At 48.7% G+C, this 25,005-nt stretch carries 23 protein-coding genes; 12 read left to right on the forward strand and 11 right to left on the reverse strand.

Translation table 11 applies throughout. From position 1 onward, the window contains the following. Positions 1-5 precede the first annotated feature (5 nt). The 3 genes from C792_RS0111755 to C792_RS15035 form a co-directional block, all read right to left on the reverse strand. Complete coding sequence (locus C792_RS0111755; RefSeq protein ID WP_017549649.1) at positions 6-1,037, reverse strand: Rho termination factor N-terminal domain-containing protein; 1,032 nt, start codon at positions 1,035-1,037, stop codon at positions 6-8. A 70-nt stretch (positions 1,038-1,107) separates the two neighbouring features. Next, on the reverse strand, positions 1,108-2,031 hold the full coding sequence (locus C792_RS0111760; protein WP_017549650.1) for an AEC family transporter: 924 nt from the start codon (positions 2,029-2,031) through the stop codon (positions 1,108-1,110). Positions 2,032-2,043: 12 nt separating this feature from the next. Further along, on the reverse strand, positions 2,044-2,262 hold the full coding sequence (locus tag C792_RS15035; RefSeq protein ID WP_017549651.1) for a hypothetical protein: 219 nt from the start codon (positions 2,260-2,262) through the stop codon (positions 2,044-2,046). Positions 2,263-2,361: 99 nt separating this feature from the next. On the opposite strand from C792_RS15035, the gene C792_RS0111770 reads away from it, so the two are divergent. After that, positions 2,362-3,201 carry a Cof-type HAD-IIB family hydrolase gene (locus C792_RS0111770; RefSeq protein ID WP_017549652.1) on the forward strand — a complete coding sequence of 280 codons (840 nt, stop codon included), beginning with the start codon at positions 2,362-2,364 and terminating at the stop codon, positions 3,199-3,201. Here the strand turns inward: C792_RS0111770 and C792_RS0111775 are convergent. Continuing rightward, on the reverse strand, positions 3,196-3,819 hold the full coding sequence (locus C792_RS0111775; protein WP_017549653.1) for an alpha/beta hydrolase: 624 nt from the start codon (positions 3,817-3,819) through the stop codon (positions 3,196-3,198). The two genes, C792_RS0111770 and C792_RS0111775, sit on opposite strands and share 6 nt — an antisense overlap. 79 nt (positions 3,820-3,898) lie before the next feature. Between C792_RS0111775 and C792_RS0111780 the strand changes: the two genes are divergently transcribed. After that, the gene (locus tag C792_RS0111780) at positions 3,899-4,825 is read left to right on the forward strand and encodes a VOC family protein (RefSeq protein WP_017549654.1); all 927 of its coding nucleotides are present in this window, start codon (positions 3,899-3,901) and stop codon (positions 4,823-4,825) included. Positions 4,826-4,961: 136 nt separating this feature from the next. On the opposite strand, the gene C792_RS0111785 is transcribed toward C792_RS0111780, so the two are convergent. Beyond that, a complete protein-coding gene (locus tag C792_RS0111785) occupies positions 4,962-5,720 on the reverse strand; it encodes a MurR/RpiR family transcriptional regulator (protein ID WP_017549655.1) in 759 nt (252 codons plus the stop codon). A 153-nt stretch (positions 5,721-5,873) separates the two neighbouring features. Between C792_RS0111785 and C792_RS0111790 the strand changes: the two genes are divergently transcribed. Next, positions 5,874-7,451, forward strand: coding sequence for an alpha-glucoside-specific PTS transporter subunit IIBC (locus C792_RS0111790; RefSeq protein ID WP_017549656.1), 1,578 nt, complete (start codon positions 5,874-5,876; stop codon positions 7,449-7,451). 33 nt (positions 7,452-7,484) lie between these two features. Further along, positions 7,485-8,810, forward strand: coding sequence for a 6-phospho-alpha-glucosidase (locus C792_RS0111795; RefSeq protein ID WP_017549657.1), 1,326 nt, complete (start codon positions 7,485-7,487; stop codon positions 8,808-8,810). 40 nt (positions 8,811-8,850) lie between these two features. Here C792_RS0111795 and C792_RS0111800 read toward each other — a convergent pair whose 3' ends face one another. Continuing rightward, entirely contained in the window at positions 8,851-9,450 is a 600-nt protein-coding gene (locus C792_RS0111800; RefSeq protein ID WP_017549658.1) for a response regulator, read from the reverse strand. Then, positions 9,451-10,491, reverse strand: coding sequence for a sensor histidine kinase (locus C792_RS0111805; RefSeq protein ID WP_017549659.1), 1,041 nt, complete (start codon positions 10,489-10,491; stop codon positions 9,451-9,453). It abuts the gene before it with no gap. 116 nt (positions 10,492-10,607) lie between these two features. On the opposite strand from C792_RS0111805, the gene C792_RS0111810 reads away from it, so the two are divergent. Genes C792_RS0111810 through C792_RS0111820 form a run of 3 tightly spaced genes read left to right on the forward strand, consistent with a single transcriptional unit; the run spans position 10,608 to position 13,712 of the window. After that, positions 10,608-11,537, forward strand: a complete 930-nt coding sequence (locus C792_RS0111810; RefSeq protein ID WP_017549660.1) for an ABC transporter ATP-binding protein — start codon at positions 10,608-10,610, stop codon at positions 11,535-11,537. Then, entirely contained in the window at positions 11,537-12,592 is a 1,056-nt protein-coding gene (locus tag C792_RS0111815; protein ID WP_017549661.1) for an ABC transporter permease, read from the forward strand. Before C792_RS0111810 ends, C792_RS0111815 begins: the two co-directional genes overlap by 1 nt. Continuing rightward, the gene (locus tag C792_RS0111820; protein ID WP_017549662.1) at positions 12,579-13,712 is read left to right on the forward strand and encodes an ABC transporter permease; all 1,134 of its coding nucleotides are present in this window, start codon (positions 12,579-12,581) and stop codon (positions 13,710-13,712) included. The genes C792_RS0111815 and C792_RS0111820 overlap by 14 nt, the downstream gene beginning before the upstream one ends. A gap of 41 nt (positions 13,713-13,753) precedes the next feature. On the opposite strand, the gene C792_RS0111825 is transcribed toward C792_RS0111820, so the two are convergent. The 4 genes from C792_RS0111825 to C792_RS0111840 all read right to left on the reverse strand — a co-directional run bounded on the left by C792_RS0111825 (position 13,754) and on the right by C792_RS0111840 (position 17,244). Continuing rightward, positions 13,754-14,188: a MarR family winged helix-turn-helix transcriptional regulator gene (locus tag C792_RS0111825; protein ID WP_017549663.1), complete on the reverse strand. Its 435-nt coding sequence runs from the start codon at positions 14,186-14,188 to the stop codon at positions 13,754-13,756. A 126-nt stretch (positions 14,189-14,314) separates the two neighbouring features. Beyond that, the gene (locus tag C792_RS0111830) at positions 14,315-15,121 is read right to left on the reverse strand and encodes a DUF6612 family protein (protein WP_017549664.1); all 807 of its coding nucleotides are present in this window, start codon (positions 15,119-15,121) and stop codon (positions 14,315-14,317) included. A 73-nt stretch (positions 15,122-15,194) separates the two neighbouring features. Further along, complete coding sequence (gene rarD / locus C792_RS0111835) at positions 15,195-16,112, reverse strand: EamA family transporter RarD (RefSeq protein WP_017549665.1); 918 nt, start codon at positions 16,110-16,112, stop codon at positions 15,195-15,197. 121 nt (positions 16,113-16,233) lie between these two features. Beyond that, positions 16,234-17,244: a hypothetical protein gene (locus tag C792_RS0111840; RefSeq protein WP_017549666.1), complete on the reverse strand. Its 1,011-nt coding sequence runs from the start codon at positions 17,242-17,244 to the stop codon at positions 16,234-16,236. Positions 17,245-17,435: 191 nt separating this feature from the next. Between C792_RS0111840 and C792_RS0111845 the strand changes: the two genes are divergently transcribed. The 5 genes from C792_RS0111845 (at position 17,436) to C792_RS0111865 (ending at position 24,952) form a co-directional block, all read left to right on the forward strand. After that, positions 17,436-19,211 (forward strand): PTS mannitol transporter subunit IICBA, encoded by a 1,776-nt coding sequence (locus C792_RS0111845; protein WP_017549667.1) that lies wholly within the window; start codon positions 17,436-17,438, stop codon positions 19,209-19,211. Between the two features lie 30 nt (positions 19,212-19,241). Further along, a complete protein-coding gene (locus C792_RS0111850) occupies positions 19,242-21,257 on the forward strand; it encodes a BglG family transcription antiterminator (protein WP_017549668.1) in 2,016 nt (671 codons plus the stop codon). Positions 21,258-21,263: 6 nt separating this feature from the next. Further along, the gene (locus C792_RS0111855) at positions 21,264-21,689 is read left to right on the forward strand and encodes a PTS mannitol transporter subunit IIA (protein WP_017549669.1); all 426 of its coding nucleotides are present in this window, start codon (positions 21,264-21,266) and stop codon (positions 21,687-21,689) included. Between the two features lie 2 nt (positions 21,690-21,691). Further along, entirely contained in the window at positions 21,692-22,801 is a 1,110-nt protein-coding gene (locus C792_RS0111860) for a mannitol-1-phosphate 5-dehydrogenase (RefSeq protein WP_017549670.1), read from the forward strand. Positions 22,802-22,960: 159 nt separating this feature from the next. Continuing rightward, a complete protein-coding gene (locus C792_RS0111865) occupies positions 22,961-24,952 on the forward strand; it encodes a catalase (RefSeq protein ID WP_017549671.1) in 1,992 nt (663 codons plus the stop codon). The last annotated feature ends 53 nt before the right edge of the window (positions 24,953-25,005 follow it).

A 25,005-nucleotide genomic window follows, 5' to 3' on the forward strand; every position in this document is an offset into this window, starting at 1 on the left:
AAAGTTTATGCGCCGCAGCACTTTTTGTACTTTTTGCCACTGCCGCATGGACACGGGTCATTCCTGCCCACTTTGATTTCTCTGACGACCGTTTTAGTCTTCAGTTCAGATTCCTTATGTCCCCGGAATTTGAAATGTCTCGTATTATTCACGATGCCCGCAATGTTATCGAAGAACAGGCGCTGTTCTCCGTCATCTTTGAATTCCACACCGAGTGATGCCAGATACTGTATGACTTCATCCCGATTGGCCCCCCTCATGATCAGCTGCAGCAGGGATATATATATATTGCGGTGCTGCTCTTCGGGTACATCCATATTTTCTGCAATCCAGCCCTTCAGTTCTGTGTGATGGACGGATTCATCAATGAAGTTCGGATCGCTGAACTTGATGAATTTCGCAAATTCAGGCTCATAGTAAGGCCGGTCCCCCTGCAGCCTGCGCACCATCTGATACTGCTCATCGCTCATGTCATCTATGACAATTTCCCCATTCTCCCCATTGATTGTGATATCGTAAGGAGATCCGGCAAGGAAGTCTGTAATTTCCTCGGCCGTAATGTCCATGTCATAATATTTTTTGAACAGATGGATCAGCTGTTTGAAAGTTACAATGCCATACAGATGCAGTGACGCCCGTATCAGGTTCAGTTTCCTCTGTACGCTGATGCGCACTTCCCGGTTCTCCTCTGTATCGGCTCCGTCGAACAGGCCGGCTGCCGTATCTGTGATGAAATAGCGGTCCTCCTGTTCCATGTCCTCGACTGCATACCCCGTGATGTAGAGGCCGAAAACCTGCTCAAGGCTGTAGGAACCTTTGCCCCCGCCCTTTGCTGCATGCCGCCAGCTTTCAAAAGATGCATCATCGATGTAACGGTAGGCATACGCTGCAGTTTCAGGCTGCTTCTGTTTTTCGACAATCGCATCAATCAGTTCCTCTTTTTTCAATTTGGAAAAGTTCTTCACTGAAATCGTGCGTGCCATCTGCTTCAGATCACCCATATTATACACATTCAAGTACTCATTGATACTGACCATACTGGAAATCTCCTTCGTCCCGTTTATCTTCCCTCCATTTTACCACAACAGAGGCACTTTTGATAAATCATCAGAATATGATCATGGCGGCGTATATGACGAAAGACACTGTCGCAGCACTCAGAAGCGTGCTCATCATGACGATTTCAGCTGCATATTCCGGGTCATCACTGTACTGCTGGGCAATGATTGAACTGTTCACAGCCGCCGGCATTGCAGAGGTGATGAGGATTGCCTGCGCTGTGATCCCCCCAATTCCGGACAGAAGCAGCATCACAAACGCCACTGCCGGACCGATCACAAGCCTGGAGAGGCTTGCTGTGAATGCACTGAACCTGAGACGCCTGAATTTTATGCCGGCAATCTGGGCACCGAGTATGAACAGCACGATTCCGATCATCGCATTCCGCATGTAATCGAGGGCGGATGTGACCGGGGCCGGCATGCCGATATCAAAATAGTTGAACAGGAGTCCGAAGGCAAGCCCGTAGAATATCGGCATTCTGAAATAACCAAGAAGTGCCCTGCCCCTTCCGGAATTTTCCGCACTCAGCGAGAAAATTCCGTATGAATAAGCGAACATATTCTGAAAGACGACCATGATGACCTGCACGCTCATCGCGTAAGGATCGCTCCTGAACACGAGATCGTTGACCGGCACACCATAGTTCCCGGCATTATAGAACAGGTTGGAGTTCGTAAAAAGGATGCGCTGTCCCCTGTCGAGACCAAGGAACCGGGCGATGAAACGTGTGATCAGGAATGTTGCGAAAGCATACAGACTGAGGAATAACAGGATTCTCACGAACAGCGAAAAATTGATATCCGATTCATACAGGCTCATGAATATGAACGCCGGCATCACATAGTGGATCGCAAGCTTTGCCAGGGTTCCGCGGTCGAGCTTGAATTTGAGCTGGACGATATAGCCAGTGGATACAATGATGATGATCGGAAGTATGACATTCATGAATATGAAGATGAAACCGCCCATTCCACTTCCCTCCTACAGCATGATGGGATATATGAATACGACCTGGCACAGGACGATGAAGAACAGAGGAACTCCTGGATAAAGGGCCGGCCGATCCGGGGAGATCCATGCCCCTGATTCATAATGTACTTTAAAAGATATGGCAAAATGTCTAGAATTAAGTATGATACCGCCTGGATGACCGCTCGCCTTCAGCACCTGGAGTACGAGAAACCGGCCTGCCTGTGTCATAACATCCCACTTTATAATACTGAATATTTTAACACAACAATCCGGTTTACGGCGGCCATACAATGATCTTAATATAACTTTGACGAGGAGACGACAGAAATGAAAGCAATCGCCCTGGATATGGACGGTACGATACTCAACCATAAAGCAGAATTCCCCCTCACCCTGCCTGCCACACTTGCAGAGCTGAAAGAAAAAGGGATGTGTATATTTTTTGCCACCGGCAGGACAAGCCACGAAATACAATCCATCACACCGGACAACTGTCCGCTTGACGGCTATGTCGCCGCAAGCGGCATGGGAGTATATGCTGGCGGCATACAGATTGATGCCACTTCATTCAGCCCGGATACTGTCGAAAAGATAATCGGTGAAGCCCGGAAACGTGAAATTTATTATGAAGTCCATACCCTGGAGAATTCCTCCCGCACCCACCTGCAGGACAGGGATTATATAATCAGGGATTTCCAACTGGAAAGGCCGGCTTCACTGAAAGCCTTTGAAATCGGCTTTACTGAAACCAGCCTTGAAAATGATGAACAGTGGGTTGACGCCCTGCCCTGTGAGGATGTTGTCAAAATGTTCTTCTTCAGCGTGGATGAAAAGAAAATCGGCGACTGGTACAAATTCCTGGAACAGAACCGGGAATCAGGGGATTACGCCCTCTATACGACCAGTGTCCATAATGCCGAAGTGATGCAGAAGGGGATTGATAAGTCTACCGGCATAGAGACACTTCTCCGGCATTTTGATATCCGCTTCGAAGATGTACATGCCATCGGTGATTCAATGAACGACATCCCTCTGTTTGAAAAGGCGGGTAAGGCGACTGCGATGAAAAATGCTGATGATGACATCAGATCCGCCGCCGGTGATATTACAGACTATACATGTGATGAAGACGGATTGGAAAGGTATCTCAGAAAAACATATTTATGAATCGTCCATCATGCCATCCACTCTCAAATACCATACATGGCCTTCCATGAGCTCTTCGGAAACGATTTCGTGACCGCCGTCTGTGAGCTTCACTTCAACGGATGCACCTTTCAGTTCAAGGGACTGCTTCAGTTCATAGGCCTCACCCGCTGTGGCTGTCATGTCCCGGGCACCCGCAGTGAGCAGTACACTGCTGTGGAGCATGATCTCCCTTTCAACCAGTTTACTCCGGTAGGCAGGATGCATGAGCATTGCCCCGGCCACGGGAATATCATGGTTGAGCAGCAGATGGGCTGCCATGTTTGCACCGTTGGAGTAGCCGATGTAGACTGCTTTCGCCATGTCCAGTTTATATTCAGAAGCGAGCTCCCTTATCGAAGAGGCGGTCTTCATACCTTCCCGGCGCAGGCTCTCCTGGTCATATTCCCGGGGAGAAAGCCGTCTGAAATACCTCGCCTGCCCATTCTCTTCCACCGCACCGCGCAAAGCCAGCACGTTGGCGGAAGCATTCACCATGGTTGCGACTTCGAGCAGGTCAGTCTCCCTCCCCCCGGTGCCGTGGAACAGGACGAGCGTCCGGTCGCTCCCGTTCCTGCTTTTTATATACAGATGTTCCATGTGAAATCGTCCTCCTTTATTAGAGTTTAACCCATCTCTATTATATACTGATAGTAATAGACTTTAAGGAGCGATAGCCATGACAGTCAAAGGCATTCACCATGTATCATCCATCACGAAGGAAATACTCGACAACCATGATTTCTATACAAATATACTGGGGCTCCGGCTCGTCAAAAAGACCGTCAACCAGGATGACACCGGCATGTACCACCTCTTCTACGCCGATTACAAGGGCACGCCGGGGACGGATATTACATTCTTCGAGATATTCAATGCCCCAAAATTCCAGCCTGGTACCAACAGCATATCACGGATCATCTTCAGGGTACCCTCCATGGAAGCACTGGAGTTTTTCAGAAACCGCTTCGATGAAAAAGGCGTCTATCACGAAGGGGTCACAGAGCGTTTCGGCCATATGTCCATGATTTTTGAAGACCATGAAAAACAGCGCATGGCGCTCATGGTCGATACTGAATATGATTATTCCGAACCCAATTCAACCGATGAAATACCGAAGGAATATGCCATCACCTCGATCGGTGCGGTGGAAATCACCGTACAGTATTTGAAAGCAGCACTCCAGCTGCTCGAACTGCTCGGCGGAGAAACAAAAGAGGACCTCACCGACGACAGCACAGAAGCTGAAGTCAAGGTCGGCCGGGATTCGGTCCATGTCGTCGAACAGAGGAACAGCCAGCTCGAGAAGGAAGGCTACGGCAGCGTCCACCATTTCTCCCTCAGGGTGTCAGATGAAGACCACCTGCAGGAGATGCTCTTAAAACTGCGGGAGGAAAAGTGGCCGAACTCAGGTATCGTCGACCGGCATTATTTCAAGGCAATCTATATCCAGGCACCGGGGGGCATCACAATCGAGCTCTCCACAGACAGTCCGGGATTTACTGTTGACGAATCCATCGACAGCCTGGGGGAAAAGCTCTCCCTCCCACCAAAAATTGAAGACCAGCGGGATTTCATAGAAGCCTATCTGACCCCTCTCAGCTGAATTTAAAATCCCGGTATAAAAAGTCGGCACCCTGGCGGCATTGGCTTATCATTGCTTCCAAAACGGCGACAGCTCCATTCATCCCTGATAAAACGATGTATATAGAGAATCCCCAGAACCGTGTTCTGGGGATTCTCTACTTACCGGGCTGTTCATTCTTCCATTTGCTGAACTTCCGCAGTATCACATCGAAGACGATGTGATAAGGCAGGAAGCTGGAATTATTGATGCCGTTGAACAGATGGAACGGCGTGCTGTTTACATATATGTTGAACATCGCATTCTGTGCAAGAAAGTTGTCCTTCAGTGTCGTGACGCTGATGTACTGTACGTTCCTCGCTTTGATCAGATGGATGATATCCTCCAAGTTTTTCGTCTCCCCTGAAAGTGAAATGATCAGAAGAATCTCACCATCCGTCAACTGTTCTATCCCGTTCATCAGTTCCCGTTCATTTTTCAGAACCATAGACCGCTTGTATAAAGACAGGAGCTGGCGCTGCACATCATTTGCCACTTCAAGCTGGGCAGTCCCCGTACCGTAAATGTAGATGAAGGGAGCTTCATCGATCATGCGATTGAGTCTTTCGAAATCAAGCTGGTCCAGATGTTTCAATGTCTGCTTTATATCATGCTCAAGCAGATCCATCAGATCCTGCGTGTCTTCCTCCACCCTATCATTAAGCTTGATGTATGACTTCAGATCGCTGTAGCCGTCGAAACCGATTTTCTTTGCCATCCGGTGTATCGATGATATTGATGTATGCGAGCGCGCTGCCAGCTCCTGTATCTTCATCACCTTCATGTCGTCTATATTGTCATGTATCACTTTGATGACGTAGAGATCATTGTCGCTTAATGCATCATAATACTGATTCACAAGCTTATCCAGTACCATTATCCTATCCCCTGCCCTTGATGAAAATATTTCCGCCTCCTGTAAATATAATCATATCGTACTATTCTATTCCTGAATGCGTCAAACATGTTGGAAATTGAAAACGCTTCCTTTAAAGTGTCCCCTAAGACATACAGGAAGGAGTTTTTGCCTATGAATGCTGTTAAACGATTTGGAAGCGCCATGATAGTTCCCGTGCTGTTGTTCGCCTTCTTCGGGATCATCGTAGGGCTTGCGACTTTATTCAAGAATCCGGATATCATGGGGGATATCGCTGCGGAAGGGACGATGTGGCACAGCATCTGGTCGATCATTGAAAGCGGCGGCTGGACGATTTTCGACCACATGGAACTCGCCTTCGTCATCGGGCTGCCAATTTCACTGGCGAAAAAGGCCCAGGCCAGGGCGACGCTCGCGGCACTGATGATCTACCTGGTGTTCAACAACTATATAAATACGATACTGACCCTCTGGCCGGAGACTTTCGGTGTCGATTTGTCCCAGGGGGCTGAAAACCTCACAGGTGTCAAAGAGATTGCGGGCATCGCCACGCTGGATACGAACATCATCGGTGCGATACTCATCTCGGCTATCGTGATATGGATCCACAACAATTTCTATGATACGAAACTCCCTGAGGTCCTCGGAATATTCCAGGGATTGTCATTCGTTGTGGTCATCGGATTCTTCATGATGATTCCTCTGGCTTTCCTCGTCTCATTCGTCTGGCCATATGTTCAAACGGGTATCGCCTCACTGCAGGAAGTCATGCTTCAATCCGGTTATATCGGCGTGTGGATATTCCACTTCCTTGAGAGGATTCTGATACCGACCGGCCTGCACCACTTCATTTATACGCCGTTCGAGTTCGGTCCTGCTGCTGTAAATGAAGGGCTGAAGCCACTCTGGATTTCAGAACTCTCCGAATACGGCAGTTCCGATGCGCCTCTCAATGAGCTGTACCCCTACGGCTTTCTGCTCCAGGGCAACATCAAGATATTCAGCTGCCTCGGCATCGGTCTCGCCATGTACTACTCTACTCCGAAGGAGAACAGAAAGAAGATGCTGGCGCTCGTACTGCCGGCAACGGCTACAGCTGTATTTGCAGGAATCACCGAACCTCTGGAATTCACATTCCTGTTCATCGCACCGTATCTGTTCGTCATCCACGCACTGCTCGGTGCAACAATGATCATGATCATGAATATGTTCGGCGTCGTCGGACTCATGGGCGGCGGCCTGATAGATATCGCGGCAATCAACTGGATACCGCTTGCTGCGAGCCACGGTGGCATCTATATCACGCAGGCAGTCATCGGATTCATCTTCACAGGCATCTATTTCGTCACATTCAAGTACCTGATCGAGAAATTCGATATAGCCCTTCCCGGCAGAAAAACCGGGGAAGAGGCAAAACTGTATACCAAAAAAGATTACCTTGATCAGAAAAACGGCGAACCCGTCGTTGCAGCCGAAAACACCGGCAATGAATACGAAGATAAGGCCGTCTATTACCTGAAAGGACTCGGCGGCAGGGGAAACATCAAAGATGTTACAAACTGTGCCACACGGCTCAGGGTGACTGTCAACGATCCCGGCCAGGTCAGGGGCAACGACTACTTTACAAACGGTCAGATGGCTCACGGCATCGCAAAGAGCGGCACGAGTGTTCAGGTCATCGTTGGCCTGAGCGTCCCTCAGGTCAGGGAATACTTTGAAACAATGGTCTGAACACAATAAAAAGATACTCAGGAGGAAATGACAATGAAAAAATTCAACATTACAATCGCAGGCGGCGGCAGTACCTTCACACCGGGAATCATACTGATGCTGCTCGACTATCTCGATGACTTCCCGATTGATACCATCAGACTGTATGACAACGATGCAGGACGCCAGCAGACAATTGCCGATGCATGCGGCATTTTATTGGCAGAGCGTGCGCCCGGGGTGACGCTCACAGCCAGTACGGACCCTGCGGAAGCCTTCACGGATGTCGACTTCGTCATGGCCCATATCAGGGTCGGCAAATATGCAATGCGGAAGCAGGACGAAAAGATTCCGCTCAAACATGGTGTCATCGGCCAGGAAACATGCGGACCCGGCGGCATCGCCTACGGCATGCGCTCCATCCCGGGAGTGCTCGAGCTCATTGATTACATGGAGAAATATTCACCGGACGCATGGATGCTCAACTATTCCAACCCGGCCGCAATCGTGGCCGAGGCAACACGCAAACTGCGTCCGGACGCGAAAATCCTGAACATCTGCGATATGCCGATCGGCATAGAAGAACTGATTGCCAAAAACCTCGGCCTCTCTTCCCGCAAGGAATTCGAAGTCGAATATTACGGGCTGAACCACTTCGGCTGGTGGACGGATATACGCGACAGGAACGGCAATACCCTCATGCCGGAGGTCATCAGCCATGTCAGCAAAAACGGCTATGCGACGGACGGCAGTTCCGAACTCGAGCAGCAGGCAAGCTGGAACAGCACGCTGAAAAAGGCAAAGGACATCCAGGCACTGGATCCGGGGACAATCCCGAACACATATTTGAAATACTACTTTTTCCCGGATTACGAAGTCGCACATTCAAATGCAGAACACACGCGCGCCAATGAAGTGATGGAAGGCCGTGAAAAATTCATATTCGACGAGTGCCGTGCAATCGTCGAAAAAGGCACTGCGGAGAAAACCGGTCTCACGATTGATGAACATGCCTCCTATATCGTGGACCTCGCCCGGGCGATTGCATTCAACACGAAGGAACGCATGCTGATGATTGTTGAGAACGACGGAGCCATCCGTAACTTCGACCCGACGGCAATGGTGGAGATCCCGTGCATCGTCGGCAGCAAAGGCCCTGAAAAACTTGTGGTCGGAGAGATTCCGAGATTCCAGAAGTCACTGATGGAGCAGCAGGCCGGTGTCGAAAAGCTTGTGGTGGAGGCGTTTGAGGAGGAATCATATCAGAAACTCTGGCAGGCACTGATCCTGTCCAGGACAGTACCGAGTGCCTCGGTTGCCAAAGGCATTCTGGATGATCTCATTGAAGCAAACAAAGGCTACTGGCCAAAACTGAAATAAGCCAAACTAGAAAGAGGATGCCGGTGCCGGCATCCTCTTTCTAGTTTTTGTAATAATAGACCACAAGCTGGGTCCTGTCACGCAGTTCAAGCTTAGTCAGCATCTGTGAGATGTAATTCCTCACAGTCCCCTCACTCAGATACAGTTTCTCTGCAATCTCCCGGTTGCTCAGACCTTCCGCGACTTCCCTGAGTATCCCCTGCTCCCTTTCGGACAGGTCTGCCATTGCCCGGCCATGCGACCGGGTGGACATACTTTTTACGATATCGCTGTCAAAGACCATATTGCCGGATGCGACCGCCTGGATGGCGGGCAGTATCCCTTTGAAATTATCTTTGAGCAGATAGCCCCGGCAGCCGATCCTAAGTGCCTCGTGTATGTACTCATCATCTTTGAAGGTAGTGATCAGCAGGATGTTCGCCCTGCTGTCTTCATCCAGTATCTTCCTGCTCGCTTCAAGCCCGGACATGCCGTCCATCCGTATATCCGTCATCAGGAGATCCGGCGTGTGTTTCCGGTAAAGGACAACCGCTTCCCGCCCGCTTCCGCCCGTGGCCACAACAGTGTGTCCGGAACCTTCCAGTATCGTCCCGAGGGCGTTAACAACCAGCGCATCATCATCTATTATTATTATATCCATCTACCTGATGCCCTCCTTGTAAAGCGTAATATGGACCGTAAAACCACCGTCATAGAATGTGTTGAATATCCCGCTGTATTTCGCTACCGTCTCCTGCATGGATAAAAGCCCCATGCCTTTGTTCTTCTCCGGTTTCCTGCTGCCATTGTCTTTTATGGAGAGTGTCAGAAAATCATTCTGTTCCTTGATGTAAATATTCACCTCTGACGCTTGGGAATGCTTTTTGACGTTCGTAAGTGCCTCTTTCACTATGGAGAGGATATCTATTTTAACCTCATGTCCGATTTCCATATCCACATCATAGTACAGCTCTGCAGCAAACGGCTCCATGTCTTCCATATAATCTTCGATACGCGATTTTAGATCGATGGATGTTTCATACAGATGGTGGATGCTCATGCGTATGTCATCCATACCCAACTTCAGCCTGCCCTGCAACAGACGGAGCGATTCCTTCAGCTTCTCCTCATCCCTGACATACTGCAGCGACTCGATCAGCAGGATGCTGCTGCTCAGTGAATGCCCGAGTGCATCATGCATATCACGGGCGATCCTGTTTCGTTCATTCAACCCCGCCATGTATATGTCCTTTTCATGATTTTTGAGCAGTTCGTTATGCTGCCGCCTGAGCAGCAGGTTATCGCTTGTCAGCTGGTCTCTAACCTTTTTATTCTCCAGTTCCAGCGCCGACATCCCCTCCCGCAGATAGACCATGTATATGACGATACCCGAAAGCACAATCAGTGAACTTTTCGGTTCTGCCAGATGGAGGATGAACGTGGCAATGGCCCATTTCCCATAGCGGCCGGCCATCGAGAAACTGAGCAGTGGCACATAATAGATCCATCCCCCGCCAAGCAATAGTGATAAAGTGAAAATCGCCGTGGCGGCCGGTATGATAAACCGGTGTCCCGACAGGTCCATGGAAAAGAACAGTATGAAAGCAAACAGGGCGATGATCAGGCTTGCCCCCTCAGCATCCGCGAAATAGAAACCGGTCAGCACTATGTACAGCAGCAGTTTTTCTATGATCACTCTCATACCCTCACCTCCGATTCATGACATCTGTCACCCTTTATCATTATTTTATACACTAACGCTTGATTCAATAACAGTATAAACTTAATGTAACAAAGATTGAACGGGGAGGAATCATAATGATCATGATGGACGGAGTCGTCAAAAGGTACAACGAACTGATTGCACTGGACCATTTTTCATTCAACGCTCAGGACGGAGAGATCGTCGGTCTGCTCGGTCCCAACGGCTGCGGCAAGACCACGGCCATAAATTGCATGCTTTCACTGCTCAGTTTTGACAGCGGTGACATTGAAATATTCGGCAGGAAAGTCGATTCCAACAATAACGACGTCAAACGGCGCATCGGCATTGTACCGCAGGAACTGGCGATTTTCGATAAATTGAATGTTTATGAAAATGTAGATTTTTATTGCGGACTGTACATTCAAAACAGCAAAGAGCGGAAAAAGCTGGTGGAGGAAGCGATTGATTTCGTAGGGCTGGACAAATACCGGCGCTTCACCCCAGGCAAGCTCTCCGGCGGATTGAAGCGCCGGCTTAACATCGCCTGCGGCATCGCCCACAAGCCGGAACTGCTCTTCATGGATGAACCGACCGTTGCAGTTGATGCACAGAGCAGGAACTTCATACTTGAAGGTGTCAAAAAGATGAAGGCGGACGGCAGGACCGTTATCTATACGACCCACTATCTGGAAGAGGCGGAACAGTTGTGCGACCGCATGGTCATAATGGATCAGGGCCGCAATATCGCCCAGGGCACAGTCGGGCAGCTCCAGAAATCCATTTCCACGCAGGAGAGGGTGGAAGTCGGTTTCCTGACAGAAGACCCAGGGATGAAACAAAGACTTTCGGAACTGCCCCATGTTGTCAAAGTGACGAACAAAAACGACAACTACCTCATCCACTTCGAAAAGCAGGAGAACAACCTGGCCAATCTTATCAAGTTCATAGAATCCAACAATCTGACATATACGGAACTCACAAGCGAACGGTCCACTCTGAGTGATATTTTTCTGGAGCTTACAGGCAAGGAGTTGAGGGACTGATGAATCTATTCCGCATGACCTATTATCTGATCAGTATCAGTTTCAAGGATTTCGGTTTCTGGTTCTGGACACTCTGCTATCCGCTGCTGCTCACAGGTCTGTTCATCATAGCGACTTCAAACATGACAGTCGGAGAACTTGAAAACATTAACGTCGGCATCCAGGAAAACCAGGAATTGTCCGAAGTGATTGGAGATATTGATTTCATAAATATGACCGTCATGTCAGAGGAGGAAGCCGTATTGGAAATGAAGCAAGGGGATATTTCAGGTTATATACACGGGGACAACACACTGCTTGTGACAGAAACTGGTTTCGACCAGACGGTACTCGAGATGGTCATCAATCAGATTGAAAAGGTTGCAGAGGCAGGCATACCTTATGAAAACTATGATTTTGAAGCCCAGTTCATAGAAGAGAACAGCCAGGAAGCCCAGCCGGAAGCTGTGCTCTTCTATTCATTGATTGCCATGATCGCATTCTACGGTATCTTCTCCGGCATTGAATTCATGTCGTCGATGCAGCCGAACCTGGATCCCATGGGAGCACGGTTCGCAGCAAGCCCCTACAGCAAAGTCAAATTCCTGTCAGCCAGCGTACTCGGCGCACTCATTCTCAATCTGGCCACGAATTTCTTAATATTGGCCGTCATCATCATCCTGTATAAGATCAACCTGTTCACGGAATTAGGGCCAACACTCGGACTGCTTTTCATCGCGAACCTGACCGGGATCGGACTCGGGCTGATCATCGGGCTTCTCCCGAAAATCAACGCCGGTATGAAAACGACGGTGTCAGTAATATTCATCATCGGACTTGCTGCACTGTCAGGGCTCATGGGGCCTTTCATAAAAATCATTCTCATAGAAAATAACCTGGCATGGGTGAATACGCTCAACCCGCTCGCAAGACTTACGGATACGATGTATAAAATCAATTTCCTCGGCAACTATGATGACTACTGGGCAACCATCGGCATGCTGACCGGGTATGCGGCCGTCTTTTTCTCCATCACATTACTTTCATTGAGGAGGAAACAATATGACAGTATTTAAAGGGATTCTCCTCCACTTCTGGAAATACAGGATTCTGATTGTTATTCTGCTCTCTGCATTTTTCATCTTTGCAGTCATGTTCTCACAGGGCAACTCAAGTGAAAACTATACTTCAGAGTCTCTGAGAATCGACATCATTGACCACAGCCGTTCTGAAATGAGCCGGGGACTGATCGACTACCTGGATGAAAACAACGAAGTCACGGTCTCCAATGAGGAAAATCCGGATATTGAGGCGCTTGAGGAGAAGATATTCCTCAATGCCATAGACGGTTTCATAACCATTCCCGAAGATGCAGAATCAAAGTTCACATCCGGCAGACCGGTCGTCGAGACTACGGCAGACCAGCGGTCGACACAACATTTGCAGATGCAGACCGCCATCCGGCAGTATTTCACATTTCTTAAGGCTGATTTTGACACCACGGGCGAACTTCACACAGATGCCGTCACAGATCTGCTTTCAGACAGTATAGACGTAGAAATCCATGAATCGGTGGATGTCGAGGCGCAGAGTAATTTTGAGTATATGAGGAACTACACCAACTTTGCCGGGTACTGGATCATGCTGTTCCTGCTCATACTCGTGGGCAACATCATGTCGGAGTTCAATTCACCTGAGCTGAAACAGAGGATCAATGTCTCTCCCATGAAGACAAGCACCTTCATGTCCCAGATGATCCTGTCACAGATTGTCGTCGGCCTGTTCGTCGTCGCATTCATGTTTTTCGGAGCACTGGCACTGCGCACGGACAGTCTCTCGGGTGTGCCGCTTGGCAAAATGTTCACAGCACTGCTCCTGATCACTGCATTCACCCTGTCAGTCCACTATGTAATTGCTGCATTAACGACAAACAAATTCATCATCAACGGGCTCGCAAACTTTATCGCAATCGGTATGGCGTTCCTCTCGGGTATCATGATCCCGTTCGAGGTGATGGGACAGACGGCGCAGAATATCGCTCAGTATCTCCCCCTCTACCATTTCACACAGATCTACGCGGAACCGGACATCACATGGGGCGGGGCTGCATTACCGATGCTGGTCACAGTCCTATACACAGCGGCATTTCTGATCACAGGGATGATCCTTGAGAACAGGCGAAAAACATCCTCATGAACATGCAAAGAGGCGATTCTGAAGAATCGCCTCTTTGCATATCATATATGCGACTTTAAGTATTCTGTGAATTTCCTCTGTGTTTCGATGTAATTTTCAAGTTCCCGGTCGGGAATCAGATCCATGTATTCTTCACGCAGTTTCTCAGCATGCTTTTCTGCACGAGCAATCGTTTCCAGTCCCTTTCCCTCAATCACCAGGTATCGGTTCCGTCTGTCCGTCTCCTCCACTTCCCTTTTGACAAGTTCCTTGTTTTCCAGGTTTTTGATGATCTGGCTGACCGCCCCCTTGGAGATCACCATCTTTTCAGCAAGCTCATTCTGTGTCATCCTGCCGAATGTCTGAAGTTCATTGAGAACAATCAGCTGGGTAAGCGAGACATCCTCTCCGAATGTCTTATTCCAATGTCTCATTGATAAGTTCGTCAGTGATTCGTTTAAATTGAAAAGATTATAGAAATGATTATTTTCTACCAATTTTATTCCACCCCTTTCATATTATTTAAACATACTCATTTTAAATTTAAACTGTTTTTCTAATATTTCTTCAATTTAAATTGAGTATAAGAATAGCAGGACAATGTATCATTGCCCTGCTTCTGCTCAATTCCTGACTTTTTCAGGTATTTCTATATCATCGATGCTGTTGAAGGACCTGAATTCCACATCGGCGGTCAGTTCGAACGGACCGGTTTCCGTCTCACCCTCCGCTTCATAATCTATTTCCTTTATAGTGTGCTCTTTTGAATCCACTTCAATTTCCAGATTGTTGTCTATTTCAGAGAGACTGATATTGCCGAAATTTTCAGCGAACAGCTGTTTGAACGTCTCAAACACCTTCTCGCTCTTTCCGTCGTAACTGTAGGTCACCGTATTGCCATCCTCTTCCTTATCGAGCTGGTCCCTGATGTCCGCAAGCGACAGTACGGCGTTGTTGTAGGTTACCTGATACAGGGAACGGGCACCCGCAGAATCGGAAATATTTACCCAGTCTGTGCCGTTGTAATAGAAGGTTTCCCCATCCTTCGAGAAGGTACGGTCTTCTCCTCCTGATTTCAAATGCAGCGAAGGCGGCCCGTCTTCCTTCCCTTCCCTGAAGCGGACATCTGCATCGAGAGCTTCAGGACGGGCGTCATCAAGCTTTCCTTCGAGGTTCAGAAGCGCCTGATAACTTTCAATGTCCTGCGCTTGCCCGATGATGGCATTGAGTGTTTCATCGTCTGTCTCTTCCATGTGCGAAAGCTTTTCCTTTACAGTCTGTGTCGGGACGACCTCTTCATCCGGCCCGCCCGCCTCAGATGCTTCTCCTGATGTTTCATTTATATCATCTTCCACCTTGCCCGCTCCGGAACACCCGGCGAGGATGAGCGAAACAGTCAATGTGGTAAGTAAATATTTTGAAACTTTCATTCCCTCTTAACTCCTCACACCTCAAATTGTCCATAAATCATAACACGATTCCCCCATCATAACTAATGATATGCTAGCTGGAGACGCGGCGCCGTGCATCCTGCCCGGATTTTTTCCGCATCTGCAGGAAACGGCTGAGCGTATAGAGTATGAGTCCGCTCCAGATCAGTATATATGCGACTTTGTGGATATCTGTAAATGCCTCTTCATACATGAACACCCCGATGAGCAGCATGATAGTCGGCGCAAAATACTGCAGGAAACCGACCAGCGACAGCCTTATCCGCTGGGCGCCCAGCGCAAACAGCAAAAGCGGAACCGCCGTCGCAACACCTGTGCCCATCATGACCAGGCTATCGATGTTGAATCCGAAATTCCCCTGTCCACTGCCTTCCAGAAAGACTATGAAGATCAGTGCAAAGGGGGCCAGTACGAACGTCTCAACTGCCAGTGCAAAGATGGCATCCAGGTTGATCACTTTCTTGATGAGACCGTAAACACTGAACGATGTCGCAAGGTAGAGCGAAATCCACGGCGCTGCTCCGAGACCTGCGGCAAGATATGCGACTCCCGAGAATACGATGATGATTGCCATCCATTGGACTCTGGAGAAACGCTCACCGAGCAGCGCGAAACCAAACAGTATGCTGATCAGAGGGTTGATATAGTAGCCTAGACTTGCATCGAGGATATGACCGGTGTTCACCGCAATGATATAGACCAGCCAGTTTGACGTGATGACAGCCGAGGCGAAGAAAAGGGCCGCCACCTTCTTTTTGTCTTTGAAAATGAACTTCAGGTCTTTTTTGAAAAGACGCAGCCTGTTTGTGGCAATGATGAAGACAATCATGAATATGAAAGACCAGAAAACCCGGTGTGAGATGATCTCATAAGGGGATATATGTTCAACCTGTTTCCAGTAGATGGGGAGGAACCCCCATATTATGTATGCTCCAAGCGCAAAAATGATGCCTTTGTTATTTTCACTCACTCTACCACCTCTTCCCATGCATTTATAACAAGTTTACTCCTAAATTGATTATTTTCAAGGAATTAAAAAAGATCGGGACCAAGAAGTCCCGATCTGAAAAAACTCTTCATGGACACGATGATCAGAGCTGCCTGAGACCATCGTCCTCATCGTATCGCTGTGCCTCTTCACTGCTTTCATAGCCATCAGCCCTGACAGGATTCTGCGGGCTTTCGCTGTATCTCCTGTCCAGCGCATCACGGCACTCGAAATAATAGGCCGTGAGACTGCCGGTCATGTAGTACATGACGTAGCAGAACAGGGCGATGATGATGAGTGCCGCCAGCGGCACAAGGATTATCATCATGTAGCCAAGGGTCTGTTCATTATCCACTGCTATTGCGAATATCGCAATTCCGACAAACATCAGGACGTAGAGGACAGTCGGCAAAAGCATCAGCAGGAAGTTGCTCACAATCAGACGGATCAGGCCGCCGCCAGCTTTGAACATCACATCCCATGCAATCCTGAATTTATCCAGCGTCGCGATCATCGGCTGGTCGATGTATGCCATGAACGCAAGAAACATGTAGATTCCCATCAGTATATAGGGTATATACGAGATGACGATGACCAGGACATTGAGCAGGACCAGTGAAATGATCAGACCGATTTCCCCTCCTGAAGGCTGGCCGGTTCCGCTCGACATCCCCTCGCCGATTGCTATCAGCGGCGTATTTATCGCCATCACGATGAATTGCACGAGGAAACCATAGATTAAAGAAAATCCGAAATGGATGAGCAGCATCAGCAGGCTGAGTTTGATCACCTTGCTGTAATTGCCTTTTTGGAAAGTGATGAAGACATCTTTGAACTTATATTCTTTCTGCCTGTAGGCACTTGCAAAGAATCTCAGGACACCGATGCCGACCGGATAGATCACAAAGACCGAAATCAGCAGAATGACGAAGATCATTGGAAATATCCAAAGCAGCACCCACGCAGAATCGAAAAATGCCGCAGGGCTTATCAGCAGTAATGCCACGACGATCAATGCCACATAGATCAGAATGAACGTCAAAACAGTAGACCAGAACGTCTTCCCATGCAGTCCGGAAGCATTCCGCTTATACGCAGACTGGTATTCGAACATAGAGCCACCTCTTCTTACAAGAATTTTAATGCGGCGCTCCGGCACAGATCCAGTAACGTTCCTTTTGTCACTGAATCTGTGCCAAACTCGCATTTTGTTCCTATTGTAATAGTACCATACCCTTACTATGATTGAATTATATATAAAATATTTATAAATATTTATTAAATATATCCCAAGGGGTGACAGACATGTCAGAACAAAAAAGCGGTATTTCCCGCAAAGTACAGGCGTTCGGCTCATTTCTGAGCAGTATGATCATGCCGAACATCGCAGCCTTTATCGCCTGGGGGCTCATCACAGCCATGTTCATCGACGTCGGCTGGTTCCCGAACGAAGACCTCGCGACCATGGTCGATCCGATGATCGTCTACCTGCTTCCGCTGCTTATCGCCTACACAGGCGGCAAGCTCATCAGTGACGTACGGGGCGGTGTCGTCGGTGCGACGGCCACTATGGGTGTCATTGCGGCATTCCCTGATTCTCCGATGCTGCTCGGTGCCATGGTCATGGGGCCGCTCGGTGGCTATCTGATGAAACAGGTTGATGCGGTCCTCGTACCAAGAATCCGCCAGGGGCTCGAGATGCTGGTCAATAACTTCTCGGCCGGTTTCCTTGCATTCTTCCTTGCACTGTTCGGCTACTACGGCCTCGGACCCGTTGTCTCATGGCTCACGCAGTTGCTTGGCAGACTGGTCGATGTAATCGTCGATGCCGGGCTGCTGCCGATTGCCAGCATCTTCATCGAACCGGCAAAAGTGCTCTTTTTGAACAATGCAATCAACCACGGTGTACTGACACCGCTCGCATCTGAAGAAGTGCGTGAAGTGGGCCGTTCAATTCTCTTCACACTCGAATCCAACCCCGGTCCAGGGTTCGGTATCCTTCTCGCCTACATGATATTCGGCAAAGGTACCGCCCGCGCAACTGCACCAGGTGCTGCAATCATCCATTTCGTCGGCGGTATCCATGAGATATACTTCCCGTATATACTGATGAAACCGACACTCGTGGTTGCTGCAATACTCGGCGGTGCGTCAGGTATACTGACATTCTCACTGCTCGACTTCGGACTGTCAGGTCCGGCTGCACCAGGCAGTATCCTTGCTTACATCGCGATGACACCACGTGGTGAATATCTGACGATGTTCCTCGGCATACTGGCGGCAACACTTGTTTCTTTCCTTGTCGCTGCAGCAATATTGAAATTCTCCAAACAGAAGGACGAAGCGGATCTCGAAGCGGCAACTGCACAGATGGAGGAATCCAAGGGTAAAAAATCCTCTGTCGCCGGCTCCCTGACCAAAACTGAAGACGCAGAAACTACTGAAGCGGGGGTCGACTACAAGAACGTCGACAAAATCGTCTTTGCATGCGATGCCGGAATGGGTTCAAGTGCCATGGGCGCAGGCATGCTCAAGAACAAGTTTAAAAAAGCAGGTCTTGATATCGAAGTGACCAACTCGGCAATCAACCAGCTCAAAGGTGATGAGGACATCATCATCACGCAGAAAACTCTGACAGAACGCGCCGAGAACAAAGTTCCGACAGCAAAACACATTTCCGTGGACAACTTCCTCAACAGCCCGAAATACGACGAGCTGCTGGAAGAACTCAAAGAGGAACAGGGGCCATCCCAAACGGAAGAGTCCACAGAGAGTGAACCTGCCGGTTTCGATTATTCCAAAGTCGACAAAGTCGTCTTTGCATGTGACGCAGGCATGGGTTCAAGTGCTATGGGTGCGGGTATGTTAAAGAATAAGTTCAAGAAAGCCGGACTTGATATCAACGTGACGAACTCGGCAATCAACCAGCTCAAAGGTGATGAGGACATCATCATCACGCAGAAAACTCTGACAGAACGCGCCGAGAACAAAGTTCCGACAGCAAAACACATTTCTGTGGACAACTTCCTCAACAGCCCGCATTACGACGAATTGACAGAGGAGCTTAAAAAGCGTCAATAATTAAATAGCATTATATGAAGGGGTGTCATTATGATCAGTTCTCGCGAAAAGAAAATCATCAACGAGCTAATATATCATAATGACACCTTTATGCTTATTAAAGAGCTTGCCGGGAAACTGGGTGTCTCCTCCAGGACTGTCCACAGAGAACTCAAAAATGTAAGGGAAACCCTCAGGAAGCTGAACATCGAACTGATCAGCGAATACAAAAAAGGTGTCAAACTGGATCTTGCGCATCTCGAAATCGAAGCACTGACAAAATATATAACAGAAAATGCAGACAAGGACCTGAGTGTCGAAGAAAAGAAAGTGGCACTCATCTACAATCTTATGCTCAACCCGGAGGGACTCAAAAAAAGTGCCCTGGCCGTCGAGCTCGGCGTGGGTGATCATACGGTCGATGAGCTCATCAGCCAGATGGAAGGCGAACTCCGCGCCTTTGGCCTTGAGATCAGGAAGACGCGCGCAATCGGTGTACAGCTTGCGGGCGACCCTCTCGGCAAACAGAATTTTCTCGCCAGCATGATGATCAGTGAACTGAATTCAAACAGCATCTATTCCGTCATTGAAAATAACTTCGTCTTCAGTTCCCTTGTCAACAACAAAATCATCGGCATTCTGGAAGCGGACAATATATTCAAAGTGGAGCGGCTGCTCATGGATGAACTCGTCGTCCTCCCCTACACACTCACCGAGAATGCATATCTCAACCTGACGCTCCATATCGTGCTTGCAATCGACCGTACGGAGCATGAACAGAATGTTTCCATCAAAGAGGAAATGAAAGAGGAGATGAAGGATTCACAGGAGTTTGAAGTCTCCCGGTCACTGACGGACAGAGTGCAGGATGAATTCGGCATAAAGTTCCCGGAAGAGGAAGTTTATTTCATAACCATGCACCTTAGAGGAAGCAAAAGGAAGTCCCAGATTGCGCTTGGTCCGGACTCCATCGAGAATGTGATCATCGCGTTCATCGACCAGGTCAGCCGCGAGATGGATTATCCGTTCTACGCCTATCCTGAACTGAAGGAAGGCCTGCTGCTTCACATAGAGCCGATGCTCCACCGCATGGATTCGGGTATCATCACCGTCAACCCACTTGTCGGGACGATAAAAGAGAGTTATCCCGTCCTGTTTGAAGTCATCGGGGAAAAGTTCCGCCACTATTTCAACGGCAGGGAGCTGGATGAGTCCGAAATCGGCTTTCTGACAATCCATTTCGGAGGCATCATGCATGCCAATCCGAGGATAGAAGTCACCACTGTCTGTTCAAGCGGCATCGGCACCAGCCGGATACTCGCCAACCAGATCAAAACGAAGTTCAACAATCTGTACATCAGGCAGGAACTGTCCATATCCGAACTGTCCGACACGAAAACCCATGAGGATGAACTCATTCTCAGCACTGTTCCGCTCGACATGGATGGCTATATACTGGTCAGCCCCCTGCTCGATGAACATGATGAGAAGAAAATCACTGAAGCGATATCAAAGATCGGGTCGACGACTTATGACTACAGACCCCCATCCCCCGTATCCGAGCTTTCACACGTCGATCCCGACCGGGTCATACAGGCATCCGAGCTCTACCTCAACCGCACATTCACAGAATCGGATACACCCCTCGGGACGATGGATTCCGTCAGGAATGCACTCGAGGAACATTCCTCTTTGGAAAGCCATGCGGCTCTCGATACCATCCGCCGCCTGGCTGATCGGTTTAAAATAACCGGCCACGTCATAGGGGAAGCCGGTTTTTCATATCCGCATATCAAGTCGCCCTCCATCCGGAGCCACCAGCTGATCATCGTCCATAATTCAGCCGGGATTACCGACAGGAATTATAAGGGCGATGCTGTCACCGTGAATTATCAGATCATCCTCCTTGTTCCGGAGGAATCACTAATATCAGATCTGATCAGTGAAATCAGCGTACTCCTGGGTGAGCACCATGAAGATATCGGGGCATTGCTTAAAGAGCCATCCCTGATGGATGATCTATTCAAGAATTATATTCAAAACATTTATGTCACAGGAAGGAATTGATGAACCATGTTGAAGAAAGAGAATATCGTACTGAACCAGACTGCAGGATCCAAGGAGGATGTCATCAGACAGGCCGGCCAGCTCCTTGTCGACCAGGGATCTGTGGAGCCTGCCTATATCGATTCCATGCTCGCACGTGAGGAAGTCGTTTCCACATTCATGGGCAACGGTCTCGCAATACCGCACGGCACGGATGAAGGCAAGACATCCGTCATCGAAAGCGGCCTTTCCCTGATACAGGTTCCCGGCGGTGTGGATTTCGACGGAAATGAAGCGAAGGTGATCCTTGGCATTGCCGGCAAGGAAAATGAGCATCTGGACATGCTTCAGAAAATTGCGGTACTGTTCTCTGATGAAGATAATGCAGAGAGAGTCATCAACGCATCTTCCGCTGATGAAATCATCTCACTCTTTGAAAACGAGGACATATAATTATGAAGGCAATCCATTTTGGCGCAGGAAACATTGGCAGAGGGTTCATCGGCAAAATATTGCATGATAACGGATATGAAGTCACTTTCGCAGATGTCAGCAAAGAAATCATAGATGCACTCAACAAGGAGCATGGGTATACTGTGCATATCGCCGAGGAAAACGGTGCTTCCTATGACATCACCGGCGTCAATGGCATTAACACAGCTGAAAATCCCGGGAAGCTGAAACAGGCAATCCTGGAGGCGGATATCATCACAACTGCTGTAGGAGTGAATGTTCTGCCGATCATCGGCAAAAGCATCGCCCCCCACCTGCCTCGGCGGCTTGAGGACCCGCGCCCGCTCAATATTATCGCATGTGAAAATGCTGTGATGGCTACAGACACGCTCAAAGAGGCCATCATAGAAGAAACCGGCGTACTGGCGGCGTCGAATATCGGCTTCCCGAACTCGGCAGTGGACCGGATTGTGCCGGTACAGAAGAACGAACGCATCCTTGATGTCAAAGTCGAGCCGTTCTATGAATGGGTCATCGAAGAGACAGAGTGGAAGAACAACAAACGTCTTGATGGCCCTGTCTATGTGCGGGAACTGATGCCCTACATCGAGAGAAAACTGTTCACTGTCAATACAGGCCATGCTGCGATAGCCTATTACGGCAGGACACTCGGTTATGATACTGTTTATGAAGCGATGACAGACAGCAAGGTCCAGAACTTCCTGAGCGACGTCCTTTCGGAAACTCTTGAGTACATCACTTCTGTTTACGGCTTTACTGCCAAAGAACAGAATATCTACATTGAAAAGATCACCGAGCGCTTCACAAATCCTCATCTTTCTGATGACCTCAACCGTGTCGGCCGCGGTATAATGAGAAAACTCGGCCCGAATGACAGGATCATCAAACCGCTCGTCCATCTTCACAATGAAGGAAAAAGCCACAGGGCATTATCAGAGCTTGTATTATATGCAGTTAAGTTCGATAATGAGGAAGACCCGGAGCAGGTCGAAATGAATGAAATCATCGCCGAAAAAGGTCTCCTGTATTTCCTGATGGAGTACAGCGGCCTGAAACGCGATGTCACAGATGAAATCATAAATGCTCTATAGGTATAAAAAGGATCGGATGCTTTTGCAGCCGATCCTTTTCTTATACCCCCATAGAGTCTATACAAAACCGTATAATACAAATATATGCAAATAGAATATAATCATGTTAAGTTGTTCTAAGTAAAGCATTATCATACTTTTCAAGGGGGTTGCTTTGAAATGAGTAAGAAGAAGGACGATCTGCAGAAAGATATGATCGACAATACAAAGAAAGCTCCACTGACTACAAACCAGGGGCTGCCGGTAAGCGAGGATGAATTTTCCCTGAAAAACGGCGAAAGAGGCCCCACCCTGATGGAGGACTTCCATTTCCGCGAAAAGATGACACACTTCGACCATGAGCGTATTCCGGAACGCATTGTACACGCCCGGGGCTTCGGTGTTCATGGTGAATTCGAAGTCTATGATTCGCTGGAAAAGTATACTAAAGCGAAATTCCTTACAGAAACAGGCAAGAAGACACCTGTATTCGTAAGGTTCTCCACAGTCGCCGGGAGCCGCGGTTCAATGGATATTCCCCGGGATGTACGCGGATTCGCCACCAAATTCTATACCGACGAGGGGAACTACGACCTGGTGGCCAACAATATGCCGGTATTCTTCATGCAGGATGCCATCAAATTCCCTGACTTCGTGCATGCCGTCAAACCTGAACCGCATAATGAAATGCCGCAGGCAGCTTCAGCGCACAACACTTTCTGGGATTGGGTTTCTGTAAATACGGAAAGTGCGCATATGGTCATGTGGCTCATGAGCGACCGCGCCCTCCCCAGAAGCTTCAGCATGATGGAAGGTTTCGGCGTCCATACATTCAGGCTGGTCAACGCTGAAGGAAAGAGCCACTTCGTCAAATTTCACTGGAAACCAAAAGACGGCATGCATCAGGTGATGTGGGACGAAGCTCAGATGATCAACGGCAAGAATATCGACTTCAACCGTCAGACCCTGTGGGAGAATATTGAGAAAGGCAACCCTGCAGTGTTTGAGCTGGGTATCCAGGTCATAGATGAAGATGATGAATTCAACATGGATTTCGACATTCTGGATCCGACCAAACTATGGCCCGAGGAAGACGTGCCGGTACAGATTGTCGGCAAGATGACACTGAACCAGAATGTGGACAATTTCTTCGCAGAGACTGAACAGGTCGCTTTCCATCCGGGCAGTGTAGTTCCGGGAATCGATTTCACGAACGATCCGCTTCTCCAGGGAAGACTGTTCTCATACACCGATACACAGCTGATCCGTCTCGGCGGGCCGAATTTCCATCAGCTGCCGATCAACCGTCCAATCTGTCCGTTCACCAACAACCAGCGTGACGGCTATAACCAGATGTCCATCCACAAGGGGCAGACCGCCCATCATAAGAACTATATGAATGACAACCAGCCGGAACCCCTCAGTACAGAGGAAGGCGGTTATGAGCATTATCACGAAAAAGTCGAAGGCAGAAAAATCCAGGCCAGAAGCGACAGCTTCAAAGACCACTTCAGCCAGGCGAAACTTTTCCTGAACTCACTGTCAGAAACTGAAAAGCAGCATGTGTATGATGCCTTCAGCTTCGAACTCGGCAAATGCGATGTGGAGATAAGGAAGCTTGCCATATCCGAGCTCCTGAACAAGATCGACCGCGATCTGACCGAATACGTCGCAGGCAGGATAGGTGTCGAAGCACCACCTGAAGTGGAAGAATCCACTTATGAAAAGAGCTCCCCTGCCCTGAGCATGATGAATACCAACTATTCCCTCGACACGCGCACTGTCGGTGTCATCGTCATGCCGGATGTGGCAGAGGAAACATTGACAGAGGCAAAATCCAAACTGGAGGAAAAAGGACTCCAGCCAACCTTCATCTCCGATAACATATACAAAATCGGAAGTATGACACTAGACGCGACATTCGATACCGTCCATTCCGTTCTGTTTGATTCAATGATTGTGATCAGCGGCAAACAACCGCTCCCTGCGCCGGCAATAGAAAACCTCGATATTGCCTACAAGCACAAAAAAGCAATCGGTTTCGGTACAGATTCCGCCAGCATATTCGATTCCCTTTCATTCTCAGAAGATGCGAAAGGTGTCACGGATATAGAAAAAGATTTCGATGGCTACCTGGACGATGTCAAGCACCACAGAATCTGGGGCAGATAAACCCGAAAGTTCAGGGCTTCCCTCACGGGAAGCTCTTTTTTTATCTTAAAAAC

Origin of the sequence: Salinicoccus carnicancri Crm, from assembly GCF_000330705.1 — a bacterium.
In the GTDB taxonomy this organism is placed as follows: domain Bacteria; phylum Bacillota; class Bacilli; order Staphylococcales; family Salinicoccaceae; genus Salinicoccus; species Salinicoccus carnicancri.

Coding starts and splice junctions, on each gene's coding strand:
- C792_RS0111755 (WP_017549649.1), bottom strand. CDS start 1,037: ATGGTCAGTATCAATGAGTACTTGAATGTGTATAATATGGGTGATCTG.
- C792_RS0111760 (WP_017549650.1), bottom strand. CDS start 2,031: ATGGGCGGTTTCATCTTCATATTCATGAATGTCATACTTCCGATCATC.
- C792_RS15035 (WP_017549651.1), bottom strand. CDS start 2,262: ATGACACAGGCAGGCCGGTTTCTCGTACTCCAGGTGCTGAAGGCGAGC.
- C792_RS0111770 (WP_017549652.1), top strand. CDS start 2,362: ATGAAAGCAATCGCCCTGGATATGGACGGTACGATACTCAACCATAAA.
- C792_RS0111775 (WP_017549653.1), bottom strand. CDS start 3,819: ATGGAACATCTGTATATAAAAAGCAGGAACGGGAGCGACCGGACGCTC.
- C792_RS0111780 (WP_017549654.1), top strand. CDS start 3,899: ATGACAGTCAAAGGCATTCACCATGTATCATCCATCACGAAGGAAATA.
- C792_RS0111785 (WP_017549655.1), bottom strand. CDS start 5,720: ATGGTACTGGATAAGCTTGTGAATCAGTATTATGATGCATTAAGCGAC.
- C792_RS0111790 (WP_017549656.1), top strand. CDS start 5,874: ATGAATGCTGTTAAACGATTTGGAAGCGCCATGATAGTTCCCGTGCTG.
- C792_RS0111795 (WP_017549657.1), top strand. CDS start 7,485: ATGAAAAAATTCAACATTACAATCGCAGGCGGCGGCAGTACCTTCACA.
- C792_RS0111800 (WP_017549658.1), bottom strand. CDS start 9,450: ATGGATATAATAATAATAGATGATGATGCGCTGGTTGTTAACGCCCTC.
- C792_RS0111805 (WP_017549659.1), bottom strand. CDS start 10,491: ATGAGAGTGATCATAGAAAAACTGCTGCTGTACATAGTGCTGACCGGT.
- C792_RS0111810 (WP_017549660.1), top strand. CDS start 10,608: ATGATCATGATGGACGGAGTCGTCAAAAGGTACAACGAACTGATTGCA.
- C792_RS0111815 (WP_017549661.1), top strand. CDS start 11,537: ATGAATCTATTCCGCATGACCTATTATCTGATCAGTATCAGTTTCAAG.
- C792_RS0111820 (WP_017549662.1), top strand. CDS start 12,579: ATGACAGTATTTAAAGGGATTCTCCTCCACTTCTGGAAATACAGGATT.
- C792_RS0111830 (WP_017549664.1), bottom strand. CDS start 15,121: ATGAAAGTTTCAAAATATTTACTTACCACATTGACTGTTTCGCTCATC.
- C792_RS0111840 (WP_017549666.1), bottom strand. CDS start 17,244: ATGTTCGAATACCAGTCTGCGTATAAGCGGAATGCTTCCGGACTGCAT.
- C792_RS0111845 (WP_017549667.1), top strand. CDS start 17,436: ATGTCAGAACAAAAAAGCGGTATTTCCCGCAAAGTACAGGCGTTCGGC.
- C792_RS0111850 (WP_017549668.1), top strand. CDS start 19,242: ATGATCAGTTCTCGCGAAAAGAAAATCATCAACGAGCTAATATATCAT.
- C792_RS0111855 (WP_017549669.1), top strand. CDS start 21,264: ATGTTGAAGAAAGAGAATATCGTACTGAACCAGACTGCAGGATCCAAG.
- C792_RS0111860 (WP_017549670.1), top strand. CDS start 21,692: ATGAAGGCAATCCATTTTGGCGCAGGAAACATTGGCAGAGGGTTCATC.
- C792_RS0111865 (WP_017549671.1), top strand. CDS start 22,961: ATGAGTAAGAAGAAGGACGATCTGCAGAAAGATATGATCGACAATACA.